We start from the raw sequence: 21,126 nt of genomic DNA, 5'->3' as shown, positions 1-21,126 counted from the left end.
TTGTTCATGCCAGGCCGACGGCGGTCAGCAGCAGGTCGATCGCCTTGATCCCGAGGAACGGCGCCACCAGGCCGCCGACGCCATAGATCAGCAGGTTGCGCTGCAGCAGTTGCGAAGCGTCCGCCGCCTGAACCCGCACGCCGCGCAAGGCCAATGGGATCAACGCGACGATGATCAGCGCGTTGAACACGATGGCCGACAGGATCGCGCTCTGCGGGCTTTGCAGGCGCATCACGTTGAGCACGTCGAGCTGCGGGTAGATGCCGACGAACAGCGCCGGCAGGATGGCGAAGTACTTGGCCACGTCGTTGGCGATGGAGAAGGTGGTCAGCGCGCCGCGGGTGACCAGCAACTCCTTGCCCACCTGGACCACGTCGAGCAGCTTGGTCGGGTCGCTGTCCAGGTCGACCAGGTTGGCCGCCTCGCGGGCGGCCTGGGTGCCGTCGTTCATGGCCATGCCGACGTCGGCCTGGGCCAGCGCCGGGGCGTCGTTGGCACCGTCGCCGCACATCGCCACCAGGCGACCTTCGCCCTGCTCCTGGCGAATCCGCGCCAGTTTCTTCTCCGGGGTAGCCTCGGCGATCACGTCGTCGACCCCAGCCTCGGCGGCGATGGCAGCGGCGGTCAGCGGGTTGTCGCCGGTCACCATCACAGTGCGGATGCCCAGCCGGCGCAGTTCGGCGAAGCGCTCGCGAATGCCCGGCTTGACCACGTCCTTCAGGTGAATGGCGCCGAGCAGCCGGCCGTTGGCTACCACCAGCAGCGGGGTGCCGCCGCTCTGGGCGATCTTGTCCACCTCCCGCGAAAGCACCTCGGGCATCTTCTCCCGCGGCAGGTCGATGAAGCGCAGCGCCGCATCCACCGCCCCCTTGCGGTACACCTGGCCGTTCCAGTCGACCCCGGACAAGCGGGTTTCCGCGCTGAAGGCGATCGGCGTCAGCTCCTCGCGGCGCGGCTCCTCGATCGGATGCAGGATGCGCAGGTATTCGACGATCGACTTGCCTTCCGGGGTGTCGTCGGCCAGCGAGGCCAGCAACGCGCCCTCGGCCAGTTCCTTGCCGCTCACCCCCGGCGCGGCGTACAGCGCGCTGCAGCGGCGGTTGCCGAAGGTGATGGTGCCGGTCTTGTCGAGCAGCAGCACGTGGACGTCGCCGGCCGCCTCCACCGCGCGACCGGACTTGGCGATCACGTTCAGGCGCACCAGGCGGTCCATGCCGGCGATGCCGATGGCCGAGAGCAGGCCGCCGATGGTGGTCGGGATCAGCGTCACCAGCAGCGCCACCAGGAACACCAGCGGCAGGTTGCCGCCGGCGAACAGGGCGAACGGCTTGAGGGTCACCACCACCAGCAGGAAGATCAGGGTCAGGCCGATCAGCAGGATGTCCAGCGCCACTTCGTTGGGGGTCTTCTGCCGCTTGGCGCCTTCCACCAGGGCGATCATCCGGTCCAGGGTCGACTCGCCCGGGTTGGCGCCGATCCGTACCAGCAGCCAGTCGGACACCACCTGGGTGTTGCCGGTCACCGCCGAGCGATCGCCGCCGGACTCGCGGATCACCGGCGCCGATTCGCCGGTGATGGCGGCCTCGTTGACCGCCGCCACGCCTTCGATGACTTCGCCGTCGCCGGGAATCATCTCGCCGGCCTGGACCCGTACCACATCGCCCTTGCGCAGGCTGCTGGCAACGACGCTCTCGAAACTGCCGTCGGCGCGCCGCTTATTGGCGGAGAGGCCCTGGCTGCCGGCCTTGAGACTGTCCGCGCGGGCCTTGCCACGTCCCTCGGCGAGCGCTTCGGCGAAATTGGCGAAGAGCACGGTGAACCACAGCCAGAGGGCGATCTGCAGCGCCACCGAGGTCGGCACCGCCTGGTCGGGGACGAAGCACAGCAAGGTGGTGAGCACGGCGGTCAGTTCGACCACCAGCATCACCGGCGAGCGCAGCAACTGGCGCGGGTCGAGCTTGACGAAGGCTTGCAGCAGCGCCGGCCGCCACAAGGCGGCGAGGCTGGTGGACGCGTTGTGGCGACGTTCGAGCGATTTGTGCAAGGCGTTCTTGGACGCCTGGGTCTGAGCGTTCATGTGCGATTCCTTCAGAAGCCGAGGCTCAGTTGTTCAGCGATCGGGCCGAGGGCCAGGGTCGGCAGGAAAGTCAGGCCGCCGACCAGCAGGATGGTCACGGTGAGCAGGCTGACGAACAGCGGACCATGGGTCGGGAAACTGTTCGGCCCCACCGGGCTGGCCTTCTTCGCCGCCAGGCTGCCGGCGATGGCGAGGATCGGCAGGATGTAGCCGAAGCGGCCGATGAGCATGGCCAGGCCGATCATCAGGTTGTGGAACGGCGTGTTGGCACCGAAACCGGCAAACGCCGAGCCGTTGTTGGCGCTCCCCGAGGTGTAGGCGTAGAGCAGTTGGCTGAAGCCGTGCGGGCCGGGATTGGTCACCGCCGAGGCCGGCCCCGGCAGGCTGGCGGCGATGGCGCCGAGCACCAGCACGCCGACAGGCATCACCAGCAGGGTGAAGACCAGCAGGCGGACCTCCTTCGCCTCGAGTTTCTTGCCCAGGTACTCCGGCGTCCGCCCGACCATCAGGCCGGCGAGGAACACCGCGATCAGGACGAACAGCAGCATGCCGTAGAGGCCGGCGCCGACGCCGCCGAAGATCACCTCGCCGAGCATCATGTTCAGCAGCGGCAGCATGCCACCCAGGGGGCTCAGGCTGTCGTGCATGGCGTTCACCGAGCCGTTCGAGGCGGCGGTGGTGGTGATCGCCCAGAGCATGCTGGCGGCGGTGCCGAAGCGACTCTCCTTGCCCTCCATCGGCGCGCCCTGCTCGATCGGCAACTGCGCCAGCGCCGGGTTCGGCTGGTATTCGGCCCACAGCGACAGGCCCAGGCCGAGGCAGAACAGCAGCAGCATGCAGCCGAGGATCGCGCGGCTCTGGCGCAGGTCCTTCACGTAATGGCCGAAGGTGAATACCAGCGCCGCCGGGATCAGGATGATCGAGGCCACTTCGAACAGGTTGCTCCAGGCGCTCGGGTTCTCGAACGGATGGGTCGAGTTGACGCCGAAGAAGCCGCCGCCATTGGTGCCCAGCTGCTTGATGGCGATCTGGCTGGCCGCCGGGCCGAGCGGGATGGTCTGCTCGGCGCCTTGCAAGGTGGTGGCATGGACATAGTCGAAGAAGGTCTGCGGCACACCCTGCCAGACCAGCAGCAACGCCAGCAGCAGGCACAGCGGCAGCAGCACGTAGAGGGTGCCGCGGGTCAGGTCGACCCAGAAGTTGCCCAGCTGTCGTGTGGAGCGGCGGCTGATGCCGCGCGCCAGGGCCACCAGCACGCAGAGGCCGACCGCCGCGCTGACGAAGTTCTGCACCGTGAGGCCGACCATCTGGCTGAAGTAGCTCAGCGAGGCCTCGCCGCTGTAGGCCTGCCAGTTGGTGTTGGTGACGAAACTGACCGCGGTGTTGAACGCCAGTGTCCATTCCAGGCCCGGCAGGTGCTGCGGGTTCAGCGGCAGGCTGCCCTGCAGCATGAGGATCGAGAACAGCAGGACCAGGCCGGCCAGGTTGAATGCCAGCAGCGCCAGGGTGTAGGTCTTCCAGTCCTGCTCGCTCGCCGGATCGACGCCGAACAGGCGATAGCAGACGCGCTCCAGTGGCGCCAGCGGCGCGCTGAGGAGATTGCGTTGGCCTTCCATCACCTTGAAGCAGTAGCGCCCGAGGAACGGTGCAGGCACCAGGACCAGGGCGAAAAAGGCCAGGATCAAGAGAATCTCGTGGCTGTTCATGTGCCCTCCCCTAGGCACGGTCGGCGCGTAGCAGCGCCACCAGCAAATAGACGAACAGTCCCGTGGCCAGGGCCAGGGACAACCAATCCAGAACGGTCATGTGTGCGATCTCTCCTTCGAGCGGCCTCTGCCGCTTGAGGGAAAGTCTCCGCAAAGGGGGCGTAAAGAAGCGATTCAGGGCCGCGTCGGACGGCATAAAGAAAGCGTAAAGAGTGGCGCGGACAGCGCCTGGGACAGCAACCGGCCGGGGACTGCGCCACGGCCGGTGACAAGGCGAAGGATCGACGCTAGCCCTGGGCGGCGCGGATCATGTTGCGGGCGATCAGCAGTTGCTGGATCTGCGTGGTGCCCTCGTAGATGCGGAACAGCCGCACGTCGCGATAGAAGCGCTCGATCCCGTAGTCGCCGATATAGCCGGCGCCGCCGAAGATCTGCACCGCGCGGTCGGCGACGCGGCCGCACATTTCCGAGGCGAACAGCTTGGCGCAGGACGCCTCGGTACCGACATCGCGGCCTTCGTCGCGCTGCCGCGCGGCGTCGATGACCATGCAGCGCGCCGCGTAGGCTTCGGCCTTGCTGTCGGCAAGCATCGCCTGGATCAACTGGAACTCGGCGATCGGCTGGCCGAACTGCTTGCGTTCCAGGGCATAGCGCAACGCATCCTCGAGCATCCGCTCGGCGACCCCCACACAGACTGCGGCGATGTGCAGGCGGCCCTTGTCGAGCACCTTCATCGCGGTCTTGAAGCCGACGCCCTCGACCCCGCCGATCAACTGACTGGCAGGCACCCGGCAGTCGTCGAAGATCACGTCACAGGTATGCGCGCCCTTCTGTCCCATCTTGCGATCCGGCTTGCCCAGGGACAGCCCGGGCGTACCGCGCTCGACGACGAAAGCGGAGATTCCGCCGGCGCCACGGATCGCCGGGTCGGTGCGCGCCATCACGGTGTAGATGCCGGCCTGCGGGGCGTTGGTGATGAAGCGCTTGGTACCGTTGAGCACGTAGTGCTCGCCGTCACGCACCGCCGTGGTCTTCAGCGAGGCGGCGTCGGAACCGGAGTCCGGTTCGGTGAGGCAGAACGAACTGAGCAGTTCGCCCGACGCCAGGCGCGGCAGGTAGCGCCGCTTCTGTTCTTCGGTGCCGTCGATGACGATGCCCTGGGAGCCGATGCCGTTGTTGGTGCCCAGCAGCGAACGGAACGCTGGCGAGGTCCGCCCCAGCTCGAAGGCGATGCTCACCTCTTCCTCCATGGTCACCCCGAGGCCGCCGTAGGCCTCCGGGATCGACAGGCCGAACAGGCCCATCTCGCGCATGCGGGCGATGATCGCCTCGGGAATGCGGTCGGTTTCCGCCACTTCCTGCTCATGAGGCACCAGGCTTTCGCGGACGAACTGGCGGATGCTGTCCAGCAGCAGGTTCAGGGTTTCCGGATCACGAATCATGCTCACTCCAATAGGCCCCTAGGCCGGTTGCCATGATTCCGTCACCGGCCTCGGTCAGCGGGTGGCGGCCTCGATGTTGTGGACCATGTGCAGCAGGCGCGGGCCGATGTCGTCCTCCAGTTTCTCGCGCTTGAGATGGAAACTCGGCCCGCCGCAATTGAACGCCAGTAGCCCATGGCTCTCATGGTGCAAGGCCACGCCCACCGCGTTGACGTCGCGTTGCCACTCGCCGAGCGACAGGCAGAAGCCGTAGTCGGCATAGTCGCGGAAGGCCCGCTCCAGCCCCTTGCGCACTTCCGGCCAGTCTTCCGGGTGGCGCTTGCGGATGTGCCCGAGGATGAACTCCCGCTCGTCCTCCGGCATCGCCGCCAGGCAGGCCCGACCGATCGCGCTGCGGTGCAGCGAGAGGTGGCTGCCGACCTGGCGACGCATGGTCAGGTTGGCCTCGCCATGCACCACGTCGAGGTAGACCATGCTCAGCCGGTCGCGGGCCGCCATGGCCACCGCGGCCTTGGCGTAGCCGGCCATCTCTTCCATCAAAGGGCGGGCGAGCGCGCGAATCGACAGGTTCGAGAGCATCGCGTAGCCGAACGACATCACGCCCACTTCCAACTGGTACTTGCCGCTATGCGGCAGGTGACGCAGATAGCCCAGCCGGGTCAGGGTGTGGGTCAGACGCGACACCGTCGGCTTCGGCAGGCCGGTCTTCTTCGCCAGTTCCTGGTTGCCCAGCAGGCTTTCCCGTGGTGTGAAACAGCGCAGCAATTCCAACCCGCGGGCCAGCGCGGTGACGAACTGGCGGTCCTTGAGTTCCTCGTCTTTCTCCTGCATCGGGTCGATCAGCACAGCTTCGAAGGCGGACACTTCCGCTTCCGTACTGGCACCTTCCGCCGGACTCCGGCGCTCGTCGTTGCCGCGCATAGTAGGGACCTCTTTTTCAAAAAATCAATAAAACAAAATCATATTTCGCATAGCGAAACTAATAGAAGAACCCATGCACTTTCAACAACGAAAATAAAATCCTTTTAAAACAGTAAATTGTATAAGTAGATCGTCCAAAATCCGACGCGAGTATTTACAACGCCCCGGCTGGCGCTGATTATTTTCGATAAATCATGAAACTATATTTCGCATAGCGAAATATCAATTCATCGGAGCTTCCATGTCCGCCAATCCTTCGCCCGTGGTCCTGCTCGAATTTCCCGCAGCCGATATCGCCCTGCTTCGCCTCAATCGTCCGCAAGCCAGGAACGCGCTGAACGACGAAGTGCGCCAGCGCCTCGCCAGCCACTTCCAGACGCTCGGCGCGGATCCGGCGATCCGCGTCATCGTGCTCACCGGCGACTCGCGCTGCTTTGCAGCTGGCGCCGATCTCCGCGATCTCTCGACGAGCACGGCGATCGGCCTGTACGGCCGCCACAGCGAGCGCTACTGGGAAGCCATCGCGCGCTGCCCGAAGCCGGTGATCGCCGCGGTCAACGGCTTCGCCCTGGGCGGCGGCTGCGAACTGGCGATGCATTGCGACCTGATCGTCGCCGGCGAGTCGGCACAGTTCGCCCAGCCGGAGATCAAGGTCGGGGTGATGCCGGGTGCCGGCGGCACCCAGCGCCTGGTACGGGCGGTGGGCAAGTTCCAGGCGCTGCGCATGCTGTTCACCGGCTGCCTGGTGAAGGCTCCGCAAGCGCTGGCCATGGGCCTGGTCAGCGAAGTGGTGGCGGACGAGTCGACGCTGGCGCGCGCCCTGGAACTGGCCACGGAGATCGCCCGCCTGCCCCCTCTGGCGCTGGCGCAGATCAAGGAGGTGGTCCTGGCCGGTGCCGACCTGCCGCTGGACAGTGCCCTGGCCCTGGAACGCAAGGCGTTCCAGTTGCTGTTCGACTCGCAGGACCAGAAGGAAGGCATGCACGCCTTCCTGGAGAAACGCCCGCCGAACTACCAGGGGAAATAGACGATGCCCGATATTCGTTGTATCGCCGTGGTCGGTACCGGTGCGATGGGCACCGGGATCGCCCAGATCGCCGCCCAGGCCGGCCTGACTGTGTGGCTGTTCGACAGCCGCGCCGAGGCCGCCGCCGAGGCACGCCAGCGCCTGCGGCAGACCTTCGAGAGCCTGTGCGGCAAAGGCAAGCTGAGCGCCGCCGACGCCGAGGCCGCGCAAAACCGGCTGCGGGTGGCGGAACGCCTGGAACAACTGGGCGACTGCGAACTGGTGGTGGAGGCCATCGTCGAGCGCCTGGAGGCCAAGCAGGAATTGCTGCGCCGGCTGGAAGCCATAGTCGCGCCGGAGACCATCCTCGCCAGCAATACCTCGTCGTTGTCGATCACCGCCATCGCCGCCGCCTGCGAGCGGCCGCAGCGGGTCGCCGGCTTTCACTTCTTCAACCCGGTGCCGCTGATGCGCGTGGTCGAGGTGGTCGACGGCCTGGCCAGCGCTCCGGAAGTCGGCGACGCCCTGCTCGCCCTCGCCGCGCGCCTGGGCCACCGCGGCGTACGGACCAAGGACAGCCCCGGCTTCATCGTCAACCATGCCGGCCGCGCCTATGGCACCGAGGCCCTGCGCATCCTCGGCGAAGGCGTCGCCGAATGCGCCGAGATCGACCGTGTGCTGCGCGAGTGTGCCGGCTTCCGCATGGGGCCGTTCGAACTGCTCGATCTTACCGGCCTCGACGTGTCGCACCCGGTAATGGAATCGATCTACCAGCAGTACTACCAGGAACCGCGCTACCGCCCGCACCCGCTGACCCGCCAGTTGCTCGCCGCCGGCCGTCTCGGGCGCAAGAGCGGCCAGGGCTTCTATCGCTACGTCGACGGCCAGCCGCAGGACAAGCCCGGTCCGCAACCGGTGCCGCAGGCCGCCATCCGGCCCCCGGTGTGGCTGGGCTGCGAAAACGAGGACGACCGCCGCACGCTCGCCGAACTGCTGCATCGCCTCGGCGTCGAGCCGGAAACCGGCGAACGCCCTTCCGCCGCAGCGCTCTGCCTGCTGGCCGCCTGGGGCGAGGACCTGGGCAGCGCCGTGCAGCGCTTCGCCTGTCCCGCCGAGCGCAGCGTCGGCATCGACCTGCTCTGCGACCTCGAGCGCCGGCGCTGCCTGATGCTCTCGCCACTGACTACCCCGGCCATGCGCGACGCCGCCCACGCGCTACTGGCTGGCGACGGCGTCGGGGTCACGGTGCTGCGCGACAGTCCCGGCTTCGTCGTCCAGCGGGTACTGGCGATGATCGTCAACCTCGCCTGCGACATCGCCCAGCAGGGCATTGCCAGCGTCGAGGATATCGACCAGGCGGTGCACCTCGGCCTCGGCTATCCCCACGGCCCGCTGGAATGGGGCGACCGCCTCGGCCCGCGGCGCCTGCTGAGCATTCTCCAGCGCTTGCAGACGCTTACCGGTGACCCGCGCTACCGGCCCAGTCCCTGGCTGCGCCGACGAGCGCAACTGGGCATGTCCCTGCGCGCCGGCGAAACCGCCGCCGTAGGCTGACGCATCGGCGACCTGGCGGCGCAGCGTCATGCGTCTCGCCGCCAGGCCAACGCTTTTTCCCCGAGCGACGCTTTCCGGGCTTGCAGCTGCCGATGTATCCTGCGCGCAAATTCATCCGATGATTGGATGTTTCTTCCGTGACCATTCCCCTCAAGCGCTCCCTGGTGGACATCGCCCTGGAGCAGATCCGCCAGCGCATCGACGCCGGCCATTGGCCGCTCGGCCAGCGCCTGCCGCCGGAGCCGGAACTCGCCGAGCTGCTCGGCATGAGCCGCAACACCGTGCGCGAAGCGGTGCGGGTGCTGACCTTCTCCGGCGTGCTGGAAGTCCGCCAGGGCGACGGCACCTACGTGCGCGCCTGCGCCGATCCGCTGGAAACCATGCTGGTGCTGGCGCGCAGCGCGGTGCAGCACTCCCTGGAGGCACGCGGGATGATCGAGATCGAGGCGGCGCGCCTGGCAGCCGTTCGCCGCGACGACAGCGACCTGAGCGCATTGCGCGAACATCTCGACGCTTCGCGCCAGCGCTACGGCAGCGCCGACCTGCAGGACTACATAGAGCACGACGTCCGCTTCCACCAACGGATGGTCGATGCCGCCCACAATCCGGTGCTCAGCGAACTCTACCGCTATTTCTCGCAGGTCATCCGGACCTCGCTGGAACGCACCATGGCCGACCCACAAAGGGCCCAGCCCTGCTTCGAGCTGCACCAGCAACTGCTCGACGCCATAGAACGCGGAGACCCGGACGCTGCCGCCGCGGCCAACCGCGCACTGCTGATCTGAACCCGGGACAGACCCATGACTCACGCCTTGAATGCCCGGCCGGGAGCGCACCCCGGCCATCCTCCGGAAGAACTGCTGATCGATGCCGAAGTCGACGACGAACCAGTTCCGCCGGCGCCGCCACTACGCCCCTGGCTGCTCCTGCTGGGCCTGGTGCTGGTGGCGCTGAACCTGCGCCCGGCGCTGTCCAGCCTCGCCCCCCTGCTCAACCAGGTGCGCGACGATACCGGCCTCTCAGCCGCTGCCGCCGGCCTGCTGACCACCGCGCCGGTACTCTGCCTGGGGTTGTTCGCGCCGCTCGCGCCGCGCCTGGCCCGGCGTATCGGCGCCGAGCGCAGCGTGCTGCTGATCCTCTTCTGCCTGGCCGGCGGCATCGTCCTGCGCAGCCTGTTCCCGGTGTTCGGCCTGTTCGCCGGCAGCGTCCTGGCCGGCGCCAGCATCGGCATCATCGGCGTGCTCCTGCCGGGCATCGTCAAACGCGACTTCCCGCGCCAGGCCGGGGTGATGACCGGGGTCTACACCATGGCCCTGTGCCTGGGCGCAGCGCTCGCCGCCGGCGCTACCGCGCCGCTGGAGAAGCTCTTCGGCAACTGGGAACTGGCGCTGGCGTTCTGGTCGCTGCCGGCGATCCTCGCCGCCGCCTTCTGGCTGCCGCAGACCCGCCAGGGCCAGCACGCCCATCGCCAGGCCTTCCGTGTCATCGGCCTGTGGCGCGACCCGCTGGCCTGGCAGGTCACGCTGTACATGGGCCTGCAATCGTCCCTGGCCTACATCGTCTTCGGTTGGCTGCCGTCGATCCTGATCGACCGCGGCATGACTGCGGTAGAAGCCGGCCTGGTGCTGTCCGGCTCGGTGATGCTGCAACTGATCACCGCCCTGCTCGCGCCCTGGCTCGCCGCTCGCGCCAGGGACCAGCGCCTGGCGGTGGTGCTGGTGATGGCGACCACCCTCGCCGGCCTGCTCGGCTTCCTCTATGCGCCGCTGCAGACCATCTGGGGCTGGGCGGTCCTGCTCGGCCTCGGCCAGGGCGGTACCTTCAGCATCGCCCTGGCGCTGATCGTCCTGCGCTCGCGCGACGCCCACGTCGCCTCGCATCTGTCGGGCATGGCCCAGGGCGTCGGCTACACCCTGGCGGCCATGGGGCCGTTCATGGTCGGCGTGGTCCACGACCTGACCGGCGGCTGGAACGCGGTCGGCTATATCTTCATCGGCGTCGCCATCGCCGCCACCCTGTTCGGCCTCGGCGCCGGGCGCAGCCAGTACGTGGGGGCCCGCAGCGAACACCTGTAGCCCCGCAGACGCAAAAAGCCCCGCATCGCGGGGCTTTTTCTCCTTCGTCACTCAGGCATCCGGGCCGCGCCCTTCGGCGGGCGGCGTCCGCGGCGTGCTGGCGATCCAGTCGCTGAGCAGGTTGTAGGCCACTGCCAGCAGGATCGGGCCGAGGAACAGGCCCATGAAGCCGAACGCCAGCAGGCCGCCGAATACCCCGAGCAGCACCACCACCAGCGGCAGGTTGCCGCCACGGCTGATCAGGTAGGGTTTGAGGATGTTGTCCACCCCGCTGATGATGAAGAAGCCCCACAGGCCGAGGAACACCCCGTGGCCATAGTCGCCCTTGAAGAACAGCCAGGCGGTGGCCGGCCCCCAGACCAGCGGCGGGACCATCAGTAGGCTGCAGGCGAAGGTCAGCAGGCCGAGCAGCATGGCTCCCGGTACGCCGGCGATCATGAAGCCGATCCAGGCCAGCAGGGCTTGCGCCGCGGCGGTACCGATCACCCCGTTGACCACCCGCTGTACGGTGCCGGCGACAAGGTCGCGATAGTGCTCCGCGCGGTTGCCGATCAGGCGTTCCAGGGCACGGTGGACGATGGACTCCAGGCGCGGCCCGTCGCGGTAGAAGAAGAAGATCAGGATCAGGCTGAGGACCAGTTCAAGGATCCCTCCGCCGATCTTCGCGCTGCGCGCCAGCAGCCAGTTGCCGACCTCGCCGACATAGGGCTTGAGCACGTAGAAGAACGCCACGCCCTGTTGGTCGATGGAGTCCCACCAGCCGATCAGGCGGTCGCCGATCAGCGGTACGCCGGCCATCCACGAAGGCGGCGGCGGCAGGCCCTCGACCTGGAGATTCTTCAGCAGCTCCATCAGCGAGCGAACGTTGTCCGCCAGGCCGAAGCCGAGCCAGATCAGCGGCAATGCCACCAGGACGATCCAGCCCAGGGTCAGCAGGCCCGCCGCCAGCGACTCGCGGCCACCGAGCAGGCGCGTGAGCATGCGCATCAGCGGCCAACTGGCGAAAGCCAGCACCGCGGCCCAGAACAGCGCCGACCAGAATGGCGCCAGCACCCAGAGACTGGCACCGAGCAGACCGAACAGCAGCACGCGAAGCAACAGCCGATCGTTATCGAACATCAAGGCAGGCCTTCCTCAAAGGGGGATACACCGATAGACAGCGCTCGGCGTGCGCCGTTTCCAGCCGGAGCGTGGGGCGCGGGGGAAAGGCAGTCTACTCTGGCGGGCGGCCTTGCCGAAGGCATTTTCGCCATCGCCCGGGCCCGCAGGCCCGGGCGAACGCGTTCAACGCAGCCAGTTGAGGTGCAGGCCCTCGACCTCCGACTGGCCCAGCTCCATGCGGCTGTTCAGCACGCCCTGCCCGCGCAGGGCGTCGCGCCACTCCTGGGCGTGCTTGCCGGACAGCTCGACCCGCACCCCGGTATCCAGGCGCAGGGTCCGCACCAGCAGCTCCAACCAGGAGCCGGCCGGCTCCGCCGGCACATGGCTGAGGGTCAGTTCGCCGTTGGCCTTGAGCAGGCGCAGCAGGGTCGCCGGGCTCGGCAGCAGTTCCGCCAGCGGCGCATCGGCCTTGAGTTCCTCGGCCTGCAGGTAGGCGCGGCGATTGCCACGGGTGATCGAGTAGACCGCCACCAGGCTGTTCTCCTGCGGCGCCGCCAGGCGCACCAGCAGGTAGGCCTGCTGCTCGTCCGGGCCGTACAGCTTGGCATTGCCGAACACGGCGTTGGCCAGCAGGCTGCTGGAGCCGCAGTCGCGCCGCTCGCACCAGAACAACGGCGTGGCGTCGGCCTTGAGCAGCGCGGTGCGCGCCGCGGCGAACGCCTCCTGGCTGCTGTGCTCGGGCGGCAAGCGGTAGGTCAGTGCGGTCAGCTCGCCTTCGGCGCGCACCTCGCCCTCCATTCGCAGGCGACCGCTGATGCGACTGATCGCCCCTAGCGGGTAGATCCGCTCCTCGCTCGGCGCCTGGCGGAAGTCGACGATCTCGGCGCGCGGGAAGCGCGGCAGGACGTCCAGGTCATGGCTGCCGGGAAGGTCGGCGGCCAGCGCCGAAAAGCTGAAAACGCCCAGGGATAGCAACAGGAACCCTCGCATACCGGCCCTCAACGGGTCAGCATCGACTGGGCGGTACGGATGGCGTCGTCGCCCTCCTTCTCCCGCCGCGGCACCAGCAGTCCGCGCTGCACCGCGGGACGCGCCTCGATGGCGGCGATCCAGCGCTGCAGGTTGTCCAGCCCGTCGACGGCGACACCGGACCAGTCGTGGATGCGCACCCAGGGATAGGTGGCGATGTCGGCAATGCTGTAGTCGCCGGCGAGGTACTCGGCCTCGCCCAGGCGACCGTCGAGAACTTCGTAGAGGCGCCGGGTCTCATGCTGGTAGCGGTCGATGGCGCCCTGCAACTTCTCCGGGAAATAACGGAAGAACACGTTGGCCTGCCCCTGCATCGGGCCGACCCCACCCATCTGGAACATCAGCCACTGGATCACCCGCGAGCGACCCTTGACGTCGGCGGGCATCAGTTGCCCGGTCTTCTCGGCGAGGTAGATGAGGATCGCGCCCGACTCGAAGACGGCGAAGTCGTCGTTGTCGCGGTCGACGATGGCCGGGATGCGGCCGTTGGGATTGATCCTGAGGAATTCCGGAGCCTTCTGCTCCTTCTTGTCGAACGACAGCGCGTGCACCCTGTAGGGCAGGCCCATTTCCTCAAGGGCGATGGAAACCTTGTGGCCGTTCGGCGTGGCGGCGGTGTAGAGATCGATCATGGGGTGACTCTCCGTAACTATCCGTCCAGCCTTACGGCTGGACCCGGAATAGTCAAGGAAACAACGGCAAGCCGGTGTTTCAGCGCGCGAAGAAGGCCGCGAAGACCCTGGCCACCGCCTGCGCCCCGGCCTCGTCGTCCAGATGCAGGTGATGCCCGCCCGGCAGGTGGTGCCGCTCGAACGGCAGGGTCTCCAGCAGCGCCCGCATGCGCGGCTCCACCGCCAGCATGCCCTGTTCGGCCAGTACCAGGCTGACCGGGCATTCCACGCTGCGCACGAAGTTCAGCGCGTGGGCCTGGGTCAGGCGCAGCGGCGACGGTAGGGTCAGGCGCGCGTCGGTGCGCCAGGTATAGCCACCGGGCACCGGTTCCAGGCCGCGCTGGGCGAGCAGTTCGGCGGCCTCCCGGGAGATCTCGCCGACCCCGCGCATCCGCGCTTCCACGGCTTTTTCCAGCTCGGCATAGACCGGCTTGCGCTTGTGGCGTAGCGCCAGTTGCGCCTTCAGCGCTTCGCCGAGCTTCTGCGGCGCCTTGTCGGCTTCGCCAGTGTAGGGAATCAGGCCATCGATCAACGCCAGCCGCTCGATGCGCTCGGGCAAGGCCCCGGCGAGCAGCACCGAGACGATGGCGCCCATCGAGTGCCCCAACAGGGAAAAGCGCTCCCAGCCCAGTTGCTCGGCCACCATCAGCACGTCCAGCGCGTAGTCCCAGAGCAGGTAGCTGGCGCCCTCGGCACGATGCGCGGAATGCCCGTGGCCGGCGAAGTCGAGGGCGACGATACGCAGCCCGGCGAGCTTCGGCGCCAGGCGCGAGAAGCTCATGGCGTTGTCCAGCCAGCCATGCAGGGCGATCACCGGCTTGCCGTCCGGCGGACCGAACAGATGCGCGGCCAGTTCGATGTGCGGCAGGCTGATGCGTACTTCCTCGACCTGCAGGCTCATGCCGAACGCTCCTCGGTCGCCCGCGACCAGCGATCGAACACGCCTTTCAGCAGTTCGGCGGTTTCCCGCGGGCGCTCCAGCGGGAACATGTGGCCGCCGGGCAGCGACATGAACTCGCCGCGCGGCATCGCCCGGATCAGCCGGGTGTGGTGCGGCAACACCACCTTGCTGTGCCGCCCGCGCACCATCGCCAGCGGCACCTGCAACTGTCGTGGACGCCCCGGGCTGCTGTGCGGCACGCTACGGTAGATGCTGATCTCGGTGGCCGGATCGAAGCGCAGGCGCAGGCCGGAACCGCCGCCGCTGTCGGCCAGCCCGTGGCGTACGTAGGCCTCCAGGCAATCGGGGTCGAAGCGGCGGAACAGCGCCTTGCCGGAGAAGTACGCCCGCGCCTCTTCCAGGTCGGGGAACGCCTCGCGACGCCCCAGGGTGCGCCCGGCCGGAGTGATCCGGTCGATGAAGCCGAAGCGCTTGGCGGCACGGATCACCAGGCGGTCGGCGAGGGTCAGCACCGGCGAATCGAGCATCACCACGCCGCGGTAGAGTTCCGGCCGGCGCAGCGCCGCGTGGTAGTGCAGCACGCCGCCGAGGGAATGGCCGACGCCCCAGACCGGCTGTTCCAGGCTGGCGAGGTGGTGCAGCAGTTCGTCCACCAGGTTGTCCCAGTTGTCGTTCACCGGAAAACGCGGGTCGTGCCCGTGCATTTCCAGGTGATCCACCCGATACTCCGGCGCCAACGCCTCGAACAGCTTGGCGTAGGTAGCCGACGGGAAGCCGTTGGCGTGGGCGAAGAAAACCGATTGCGACATGCGCGACGTCTCGACAGGGCTGATGCCAGGGATTCTCCGGCAGCCTCGCCGAGGCGGCAATGGCTTTGCCGGCTGCCTTGCACGGCGAAGCGGCCAAAACCTCAGGCAGAGCGGACGAGATGCTCGAGGATCGCCGCCGCCACCAGCAGGAACACCACCCCGCAGGCCGCGTCCAGCCAGGGCACCGCGCGCAACAGGCGTGCCTGCAGGGCCGGGCGGGTAAGGGTCAGGCTGAGCAGGCCGAACCAGCAGGCGCCCATGCCGAACAGCAGCGCCGCCACCGCCAGTTTGCCGCCGAGCGACATCTGCGCGGGAATCAGGCTGCCGAGCAAGGCGATGAAGAACACCAGCGCCTTGGGATTGAACAGATTGGTCGCCACTCCGCGCAGCCAGGGCCCCAGGGGCGACGGCGGCAGTGCCCCGTCGAGCCGGCCCGGCTGGCCGTCACCGCGCCGCAGCCAGGCGCGCAGCGCGCCGACGCCGAGCCAGGCCAGGTACAGCGCGCCGAGCGCCTGCAGGATGGCGAACAGCACAGGCGTACGGCTGAGCAGCAGCGACACGCCGGTCAGCACCAGGGTGGTATGCAGGAGAATCCCGCAGGCCAGCCCCAGCGCGCTGGCCAGGCCGGCCCGCCGCCCCTGGTGCAGGGACGTGCGCACCACCAGGGCGACATCGGGACCGGGGCTGACCAGGGCTATGGCGAACACCGCCGCCAGGGTCAGCAAGACAGACAATTCCTGCATGGCTACTCCACGAAAAAGGGATCGGAAAGGAAAACGCGAATCAGCGCTGGCGCAGGCGCGCCGGCGGTAACCCATAGGTGCGCCGGAACAGACGGCTGAAGTGCGCCTGGTCGTAGAAACCGAACTGCTGGGCCACCTGGCTCAATGGCTGCTCGCCGCGCAGAACCAGCGGCAAGGCGCGCTCCAGGCGCAGTTGGGTCAGCCACTGGTGGGGCGGCAGGCCGCAGTGACGGCGGAAGCGCCGCAGCACCTGCCAGGGGCTCAGGCCGCAGAAGGCGGCCAGTTCCTCTAGGTTCGGCGGGTACTCCAGGCGCGACTCCAGCCAGTCGCGCAGCCGCGTCCAGTCGCGCTGGCCGAAGCCTTCCCGGTCGCCCTCCTCCAGGCGCAGGCTGCTGCCCAGGCTGAGCAGGCAGGCCAGCGCCTGCCACAGGTGCTCTTCCAGGGCCAGACGGTTCTCCAGCGCCGCCGCTCCGCCGAGCATGCCCAGGTGCAACTGACGCAGGCGCTGCTGCAGACGCTCGTCGCGGACCAGGCTACTGGTCAGACGCGGCGCCCCCCGACGGCCGTCGCTGAAGTCACGGCTGGCGCGCTCCAGCCAGTCGGCATCGAGCGCCAGGACGCGGATACGGTAGCCCTCCTCGCCGGCGCTGCTGCCGTCGTGGATGCTTTCCGGCGCCATCAGCAACGCGTCGCCGGCCCCGGCCAGGCGCCGTTCGCCGCCGGCGGCATAGCGATGCCGGCCCTGCAACAGCAAGCCGATGTGGTACTCCAGGTGGAAGTGCCGGGGAAAGGAAAAGCGGTTGTGCTCGGCGTCTATCAGGCGTACGCCGGGAATCCCGCTGCTGAGATGGGTGATCTGTTCCATCCCGCTACTCTACCGCCCGCGGGACGGAACGATCTTGGACAAAATTGCGGACCGCGCTCAGCCCGCCCTGCCCGCCAATGGCACCACCGCCATGGTCAGGCGGGCGATGCAGCTCGGCTTGCCGTCGTCGCCACTGAGGCGGATGTCCCAGACATGGGTGGTGCGCCCCAGGTGGATCGCCCTGGCCACCGCGGTGACCCGGCCGCTGCGCAGGCCACGCAGGTGGTTGGCGTTCACTTCCAGGCCGACGCAGTAGTACTGGCTGGTATCGACGCACAGGTAGCTGGCCATCGAGCCCAGGCTTTCCGCGAGGACCACCGAGGCGCCGCCATGCAGCAGGCCGAACGGCTGGTGGGTACGCGAGTCGACCGGCATGCTGGCGGTCAGCGACTCGTCGTCGAAGGCTTCGAAGCGGATGCCAAGCAGGTCGCCGATGCTGTTCTTCTGCGAGGCGTTCAGTTGCTCCAGGTCGGGCGTTTGTCGCCAGAGGCTCATGGGAATTCCTTGCGCAAGGGGGAAGCCAAGGGCTTCCCGTCGGTGGGAGTCATTCGTGCCAGAGCACGGCCTCGCGGCGTTCCACCCATTCGTGGAAGCGCGAGCCATAGGCACCTTCCACCATATTGCGCTTGATCTTCAAGGTCGGCGTGAGGAAACCGTTGTCCACCGCCCAGGTTTCCTGCACCAGGACCAGGCCGACCAGGCGCTCGTGCTTGTCAAGCGCACCGTTGACCTGTTCCAGGTGCGCCCGCAGGCTGCTTTCCAGCGCCCCGCGGGTCCCGTTGAGGGCCTCCCGGCGACCGACCTCGGAGAGCACGCAGAGCCCCAACGGCGCGCTGAGGCCCTCGCCGACCACGCAGACCTGCTCGATGCGATCGTGTACCGCCAGGCGGTTCTCGATCGGCGCCGGCGCCACGTACTTGCCCTTGCTGGTCTTGAAGATTTCCTTCATCCGCCCGGTCAGGCGCAGGTTGCCTTCGGCGTCCTGCTCGCCCTTGTCGCCGGTGCGCAGGAAACCGTCGGCGGTGAGTACCTCTGCGGTCTTCTCCGGCTCCTTGTAGTAGCCGACCATGGTCGCGCCGCTACGCACCTGCACCTCGCCCTCGTCGCTGATGCGTACCTCGACGCCGGGGCTGTTCTGGCCGATCCAGCCGGTCTTCTGCCTGCCGGGCCGGCAGACGTGGGAGTAACCGCTGTTCTCGGTCATCCCGTAGACCTCGAGCACATCCAGGCCCAGGCGGCGATACCAGAGCAGCAGCGCCTCGGGTACCGGCGCCGCGCCGCAGAGCGCGTAGCGCACCGCGTCCAGGCCTAGCCCGGCGAGCACCTTGCGACCGACGATGCGGCCGAGGATCGGCAGCTTCAGCAGGCGGTCGAGCTTCTGCGCCGGCATCTTCGAATACACCCCCATCTGGAACTTGGTCCAGATGCGCGGCACGCCGAACAGCAGGGTCGGCCGCGCACGCTTCATGTCCTCGACGAAGGTGTCCAGGCTTTCGGCGAAGAACACCGTGGTTCCCCCGTAGAGCGACCCCATCTCGACGAACATCCGCTCCGCCACATGGCACAGCGGCAGGTAGGAGAGCATCCGGTCGTCTTCGCGAGTGCCGAACAGTTCCACGCCGCGGCTGGCGGCGAAGGCGAAACTGCTGAAGTTGTGCATCACCCCCTTGGGCACGCCGGTGGTTCCGGAGGTGTAGATCAGGGTGGCGAGTTGCTCGGCGGCGGTCGGCGTGTCGCCTTCGAGCGGCGCGCAGGCCTGCAGGTCGCTCCACTGGCGGTCGAAACGCCCTTCCGGGTGCAACGGCATGGCCACGGTCGGTATGCCCTCGGGGACTCCGGGCGCCATCGCCGGCCAGTCGTCGAGCTTGCCGACGAAGACCACCGCCGACTCGGAATGCTCCAGCACCTGGCGCGCCGACTCGGCGGTGAGATTGGGATAGAGAGGGACGGAAACGTGCCCGGCCATCCAGATCGCCAGGTCAGTGACGATCCAGTGCGCACAGTTCTTCGAGATGATCGCGATACGGCTGCCGGTGGGGAGATCCAGGCTGCGCAACCAGGCGGCTGCACGCCGCGCCTGGTCGCCCACCTCGCCCCAGCTCAGCTCCTCGACCCGGCCGCCGCCGATGGGCTGCACCAGGTAACGCCGTTGCGGGTGACGCTTTTCGCGCTCGAAGAAGACTTCGAGCGGCAGACGATTTGCAGTGACCACGTACCGCCTCCGTTGTTGTTGTTCTGGGAGATCGACCAAGCACTTGCTTGGTCGAATATTCCATCACAGCCAACCGCAGGCAAGCCGGGAAATGTTTCGGTTTGTAGTCGTTGCGCCAGGCGCTTCCTAGCCGTGCCGTGGGTGATGCAGCGAGACCAGGGTCATCAGCCCGGCGGCGGCGAAGTCGCCTTCCAGCTCGGCCAGCGAGGCAGTGCTCATCGGCAACGGATCGCGCCGGTTGCCATGCACCAGCAGACCGCCCAGCGCCCCGACCAGGGGCTGGTGGCTGACCAGCAGGAGATTGCGCTCGCTGCGCTCGTCGAGGAAACCGAGCACCTCGCGCGGATCGTCGTCGGGGGTCAACCAGGGGGCGGTGCCGACCGGCTCGACCAGCCCCAGTGCCTCGCGCACCAGCTCGGCGGTCTGCTGGGCGCGCACGTAGGGGCTGGCGAGAATCCCGTCCAGCGGCAACCCGGCCAGCCGCGCGGCGCTCTGCAGCACCTCCTTGCGTCCATGGGCGGTCAGGCGCCGCTCGGAGTCCCGGCTGGCGTGCGGTTCGGCCTCGCCGTGGCGCAACAGCCAGAGCTTCACAACTTCGGCTCTTCGTCGCGCGCCGGGTGCGCGGCGGGCGGCACGCTGTGGGCGGCCTCGCCCTCGGCGGCGCGGGCGGTCGGCCAGTCGGCGAACGGCCAGGGTTTCTCGTCGCTGTGGAAGGTACCGAAACGGCCGATCTGCGCCAGGTACTGGCTGAGGCTATCGCCGAAAGCCATCAGGCTGCCGTTCGGCGCGCCGTAGATCAGTCGGTAGACCAGCTGGATCACCACCACCGCCCCGAGGAGCAGTTCGGCGACCTGCCAGACCAGGACGAACAGCAGCATCCAGAGGATGCGGATGGCGATCGATTCGCGTGCTTGCGGGTCTGCGGACATGGCGGTCTCCTCGTCAGAAGCCGGTGGTGGGAATGAAATCGACGTCGGTCTTCGGCTCGCCGCGCATCAGCAGTTGGATGACCTGCGCCAGGGTGCGGCCTTCGAAGAGGATCGCATGGAGACCGGCGACCAGCGGCATGTACACCTGCATCTCGTCGGACTTTTCCTTGAGTACCTTGAGAGTGTTCACACCCTCCGCGGTCTCGCCCAGGCGCGATACCGCCTCCTCCAGGCTGAGCCCCTCGCCGAGGGCGTGGCCGACCTGGTAGTTGCGGCTCTTCGGCGAGGAACAGGTGACGATCAGGTCGCCGACGCCGGCGAGGCCGAGAAAGGTCATCGGGTTGGCACCGAGCTTGACGGCGAACCGGGTCATTTCCGCCAGCGCGCGGGTAATCAGCATGCTGCGGGTGTTCTCGCCCATGTCCATCGCCGCGGCCAGGCCGGCCATGATCGCGTAGACGTTCTTCAGCGCACCGCCGAGTTCCACGCCGAAGCGGTCGCGGCTGGCGTAGACGCGGAAGGTGCGGCCGTGCAGGGCCGCCTGGACGCGGGCGCACAGCTCGTCGTCCTCGCTGGCGACCACCGTGGCGGTCAGCTCGTGCTCTGCGATCTCGCGCGCCAGGTTCGGGCCGGAAATCACCCCGATGCGGGCTTGCGGGGCGATTTCCTCGAGGATCTCACTCATCAGCTTGAAGGTGTGCGCCTCGATGCCCTTGGTCAGGCTCACCAGCAGCTTGTCCGTCAATGCCGCCTGGTGTGGTTGCAGCACCTTGCGCAGGGCGCTGGAGGGCAAGGCGACGAAGATCAGTTGGCAATCGGCCAGGGTGCGCTCCAGGTCGGTGACCGGCTCGACCCCGGGATGCACCTTGACCCCTTTCAGGTAGCGCGGGTTCTCGCGTCGGCTGCGGATCGCCTCGGCCTGCTCCGGGTCGCGCATCCACTGGCGGACCGCCTGGCCGTTCTCGGCCAGCAGGTTGGCGATGGCGGTGCCGAAACTGCCGCCGCCGAGCACGGCAATCGGTTGCTGCTCTGTCATGATTCATCCATTTCTGGCCGCCACGCGGCAATCACGCCATTATACGGTC

The 21,126-nt window shown here is 67.8% G+C and carries 21 protein-coding genes; 4 read left to right on the top strand and 17 right to left on the bottom strand.

The features are described from left to right. Nucleotides 1–4: 4 nt before the first annotated feature. The 5 genes from kdpB to FHW81_RS22310 all read right to left on the bottom strand — a co-directional run bounded on the left by kdpB (nt 5) and on the right by FHW81_RS22310 (nt 6,146). Nucleotides 5–2,077: a potassium-transporting ATPase subunit KdpB gene (gene kdpB / locus FHW81_RS22330; protein ID WP_003097844.1), complete on the bottom strand. Its 2,073-nt coding sequence runs from the start codon at nt 2,075–2,077 to the stop codon at nt 5–7. A gap of 11 nt (nt 2,078–2,088) precedes the next feature. Then, entirely contained in the window at nt 2,089–3,783 is a 1,695-nt protein-coding gene (gene kdpA, locus FHW81_RS22325) for a potassium-transporting ATPase subunit KdpA (RefSeq protein WP_003097846.1), read from the bottom strand. Between the two features lie 10 nt (nt 3,784–3,793). After that, nucleotides 3,794–3,883 carry a K(+)-transporting ATPase subunit F gene (locus FHW81_RS22320; RefSeq protein ID WP_003097848.1) on the bottom strand — a complete coding sequence of 30 codons (90 nt, stop codon included), beginning with the start codon at nt 3,881–3,883 and terminating at the stop codon, nt 3,794–3,796. A gap of 187 nt (nt 3,884–4,070) precedes the next feature. Beyond that, a complete protein-coding gene (locus tag FHW81_RS22315) occupies nt 4,071–5,225 on the bottom strand; it encodes an acyl-CoA dehydrogenase family protein (protein WP_003097850.1) in 1,155 nt (384 codons plus the stop codon). Nucleotides 5,226–5,279: 54 nt separating this feature from the next. Next, the gene (locus FHW81_RS22310; RefSeq protein WP_003097851.1) at nt 5,280–6,146 is read right to left on the bottom strand and encodes an IclR family transcriptional regulator; all 867 of its coding nucleotides are present in this window, start codon (nt 6,144–6,146) and stop codon (nt 5,280–5,282) included. 241 nt (nt 6,147–6,387) lie between these two features. Here FHW81_RS22310 and FHW81_RS22305 point away from each other — a divergent pair, with 241 nt between their 5' ends. From FHW81_RS22305 to FHW81_RS22290, 4 genes are all read left to right on the top strand, one after another. Then, on the top strand, nt 6,388–7,173 hold the full coding sequence (locus tag FHW81_RS22305; protein WP_171893943.1) for an enoyl-CoA hydratase: 786 nt from the start codon (nt 6,388–6,390) through the stop codon (nt 7,171–7,173). Between the two features lie 3 nt (nt 7,174–7,176). Beyond that, nucleotides 7,177–8,706 (top strand): 3-hydroxyacyl-CoA dehydrogenase, encoded by a 1,530-nt coding sequence (locus tag FHW81_RS22300; protein WP_034054341.1) that lies wholly within the window; start codon nt 7,177–7,179, stop codon nt 8,704–8,706. Nucleotides 8,707–8,843: 137 nt separating this feature from the next. Beyond that, a complete protein-coding gene (locus FHW81_RS22295; RefSeq protein WP_003097856.1) occupies nt 8,844–9,491 on the top strand; it encodes a FadR/GntR family transcriptional regulator in 648 nt (215 codons plus the stop codon). Nucleotides 9,492–9,506: 15 nt separating this feature from the next. Then, nucleotides 9,507–10,781 (top strand): CynX/NimT family MFS transporter, encoded by a 1,275-nt coding sequence (locus tag FHW81_RS22290; RefSeq protein WP_003114593.1) that lies wholly within the window; start codon nt 9,507–9,509, stop codon nt 10,779–10,781. 51 nt (nt 10,782–10,832) lie between these two features. Here the strand turns inward: FHW81_RS22290 and FHW81_RS22285 are convergent, their stop codons facing one another. The 12 genes from FHW81_RS22285 to FHW81_RS22230 all read right to left on the bottom strand — a co-directional run bounded on the left by FHW81_RS22285 (nt 10,833) and on the right by FHW81_RS22230 (nt 21,077). After that, nucleotides 10,833–11,900 carry an AI-2E family transporter gene (locus FHW81_RS22285; protein ID WP_003097861.1) on the bottom strand — a complete coding sequence of 356 codons (1,068 nt, stop codon included), beginning with the start codon at nt 11,898–11,900 and terminating at the stop codon, nt 10,833–10,835. 165 nt (nt 11,901–12,065) lie between these two features. Then, nucleotides 12,066–12,872 carry a DUF4892 domain-containing protein gene (locus FHW81_RS22280; RefSeq protein ID WP_023090652.1) on the bottom strand — a complete coding sequence of 269 codons (807 nt, stop codon included), beginning with the start codon at nt 12,870–12,872 and terminating at the stop codon, nt 12,066–12,068. A gap of 8 nt (nt 12,873–12,880) precedes the next feature. Then, nucleotides 12,881–13,543, bottom strand: coding sequence for a glutathione S-transferase family protein (locus tag FHW81_RS22275; RefSeq protein ID WP_003087500.1), 663 nt, complete (start codon nt 13,541–13,543; stop codon nt 12,881–12,883). Between the two features lie 79 nt (nt 13,544–13,622). Beyond that, nucleotides 13,623–14,483, bottom strand: a complete 861-nt coding sequence (locus tag FHW81_RS22270) for an alpha/beta fold hydrolase (RefSeq protein ID WP_003097867.1) — start codon at nt 14,481–14,483, stop codon at nt 13,623–13,625. Next, complete coding sequence (locus tag FHW81_RS22265; RefSeq protein ID WP_003097869.1) at nt 14,480–15,292, bottom strand: alpha/beta fold hydrolase; 813 nt, start codon at nt 15,290–15,292, stop codon at nt 14,480–14,482. The genes FHW81_RS22270 and FHW81_RS22265 overlap by 4 nt, the downstream gene beginning before the upstream one ends. A gap of 101 nt (nt 15,293–15,393) precedes the next feature. Continuing rightward, nucleotides 15,394–16,035 carry a LysE family translocator gene (locus FHW81_RS22260; protein ID WP_003122890.1) on the bottom strand — a complete coding sequence of 214 codons (642 nt, stop codon included), beginning with the start codon at nt 16,033–16,035 and terminating at the stop codon, nt 15,394–15,396. A gap of 40 nt (nt 16,036–16,075) precedes the next feature. After that, nucleotides 16,076–16,900 carry an AraC family transcriptional regulator gene (locus FHW81_RS22255; protein ID WP_003097872.1) on the bottom strand — a complete coding sequence of 275 codons (825 nt, stop codon included), beginning with the start codon at nt 16,898–16,900 and terminating at the stop codon, nt 16,076–16,078. Between the two features lie 57 nt (nt 16,901–16,957). Beyond that, nucleotides 16,958–17,395 (bottom strand): hotdog fold thioesterase, encoded by a 438-nt coding sequence (locus FHW81_RS22250; RefSeq protein WP_003087490.1) that lies wholly within the window; start codon nt 17,393–17,395, stop codon nt 16,958–16,960. 49 nt (nt 17,396–17,444) lie between these two features. After that, nucleotides 17,445–19,112 carry an AMP-binding protein gene (locus FHW81_RS22245; protein WP_106120589.1) on the bottom strand — a complete coding sequence of 556 codons (1,668 nt, stop codon included), beginning with the start codon at nt 19,110–19,112 and terminating at the stop codon, nt 17,445–17,447. 126 nt (nt 19,113–19,238) lie between these two features. Then, nucleotides 19,239–19,703: a phosphohistidine phosphatase SixA gene (sixA, locus tag FHW81_RS22240; RefSeq protein WP_003117751.1), complete on the bottom strand. Its 465-nt coding sequence runs from the start codon at nt 19,701–19,703 to the stop codon at nt 19,239–19,241. Next, nucleotides 19,700–20,041 carry a DUF4389 domain-containing protein gene (locus tag FHW81_RS22235; RefSeq protein WP_003114251.1) on the bottom strand — a complete coding sequence of 114 codons (342 nt, stop codon included), beginning with the start codon at nt 20,039–20,041 and terminating at the stop codon, nt 19,700–19,702. The genes sixA and FHW81_RS22235 overlap by 4 nt, the downstream gene beginning before the upstream one ends. Before the next feature lie 13 nt (nt 20,042–20,054). Beyond that, nucleotides 20,055–21,077, bottom strand: a complete 1,023-nt coding sequence (locus tag FHW81_RS22230) for an NAD(P)H-dependent glycerol-3-phosphate dehydrogenase (RefSeq protein WP_033973238.1) — start codon at nt 21,075–21,077, stop codon at nt 20,055–20,057. Between the last annotated feature and the right edge of the window lie 49 nt (nt 21,078–21,126).

Origin of the sequence: Pseudomonas sp. RC10-4-2 (genome assembly GCF_050433085.1) — a bacterium.
Classification (GTDB): Bacteria; Pseudomonadota; Gammaproteobacteria; order Pseudomonadales; family Pseudomonadaceae; genus Pseudomonas; species Pseudomonas aeruginosa.
The sequence above is the reverse complement of the archived record's forward strand: the minus strand, read 5'-3'. Positions and strand labels throughout refer to the sequence as shown.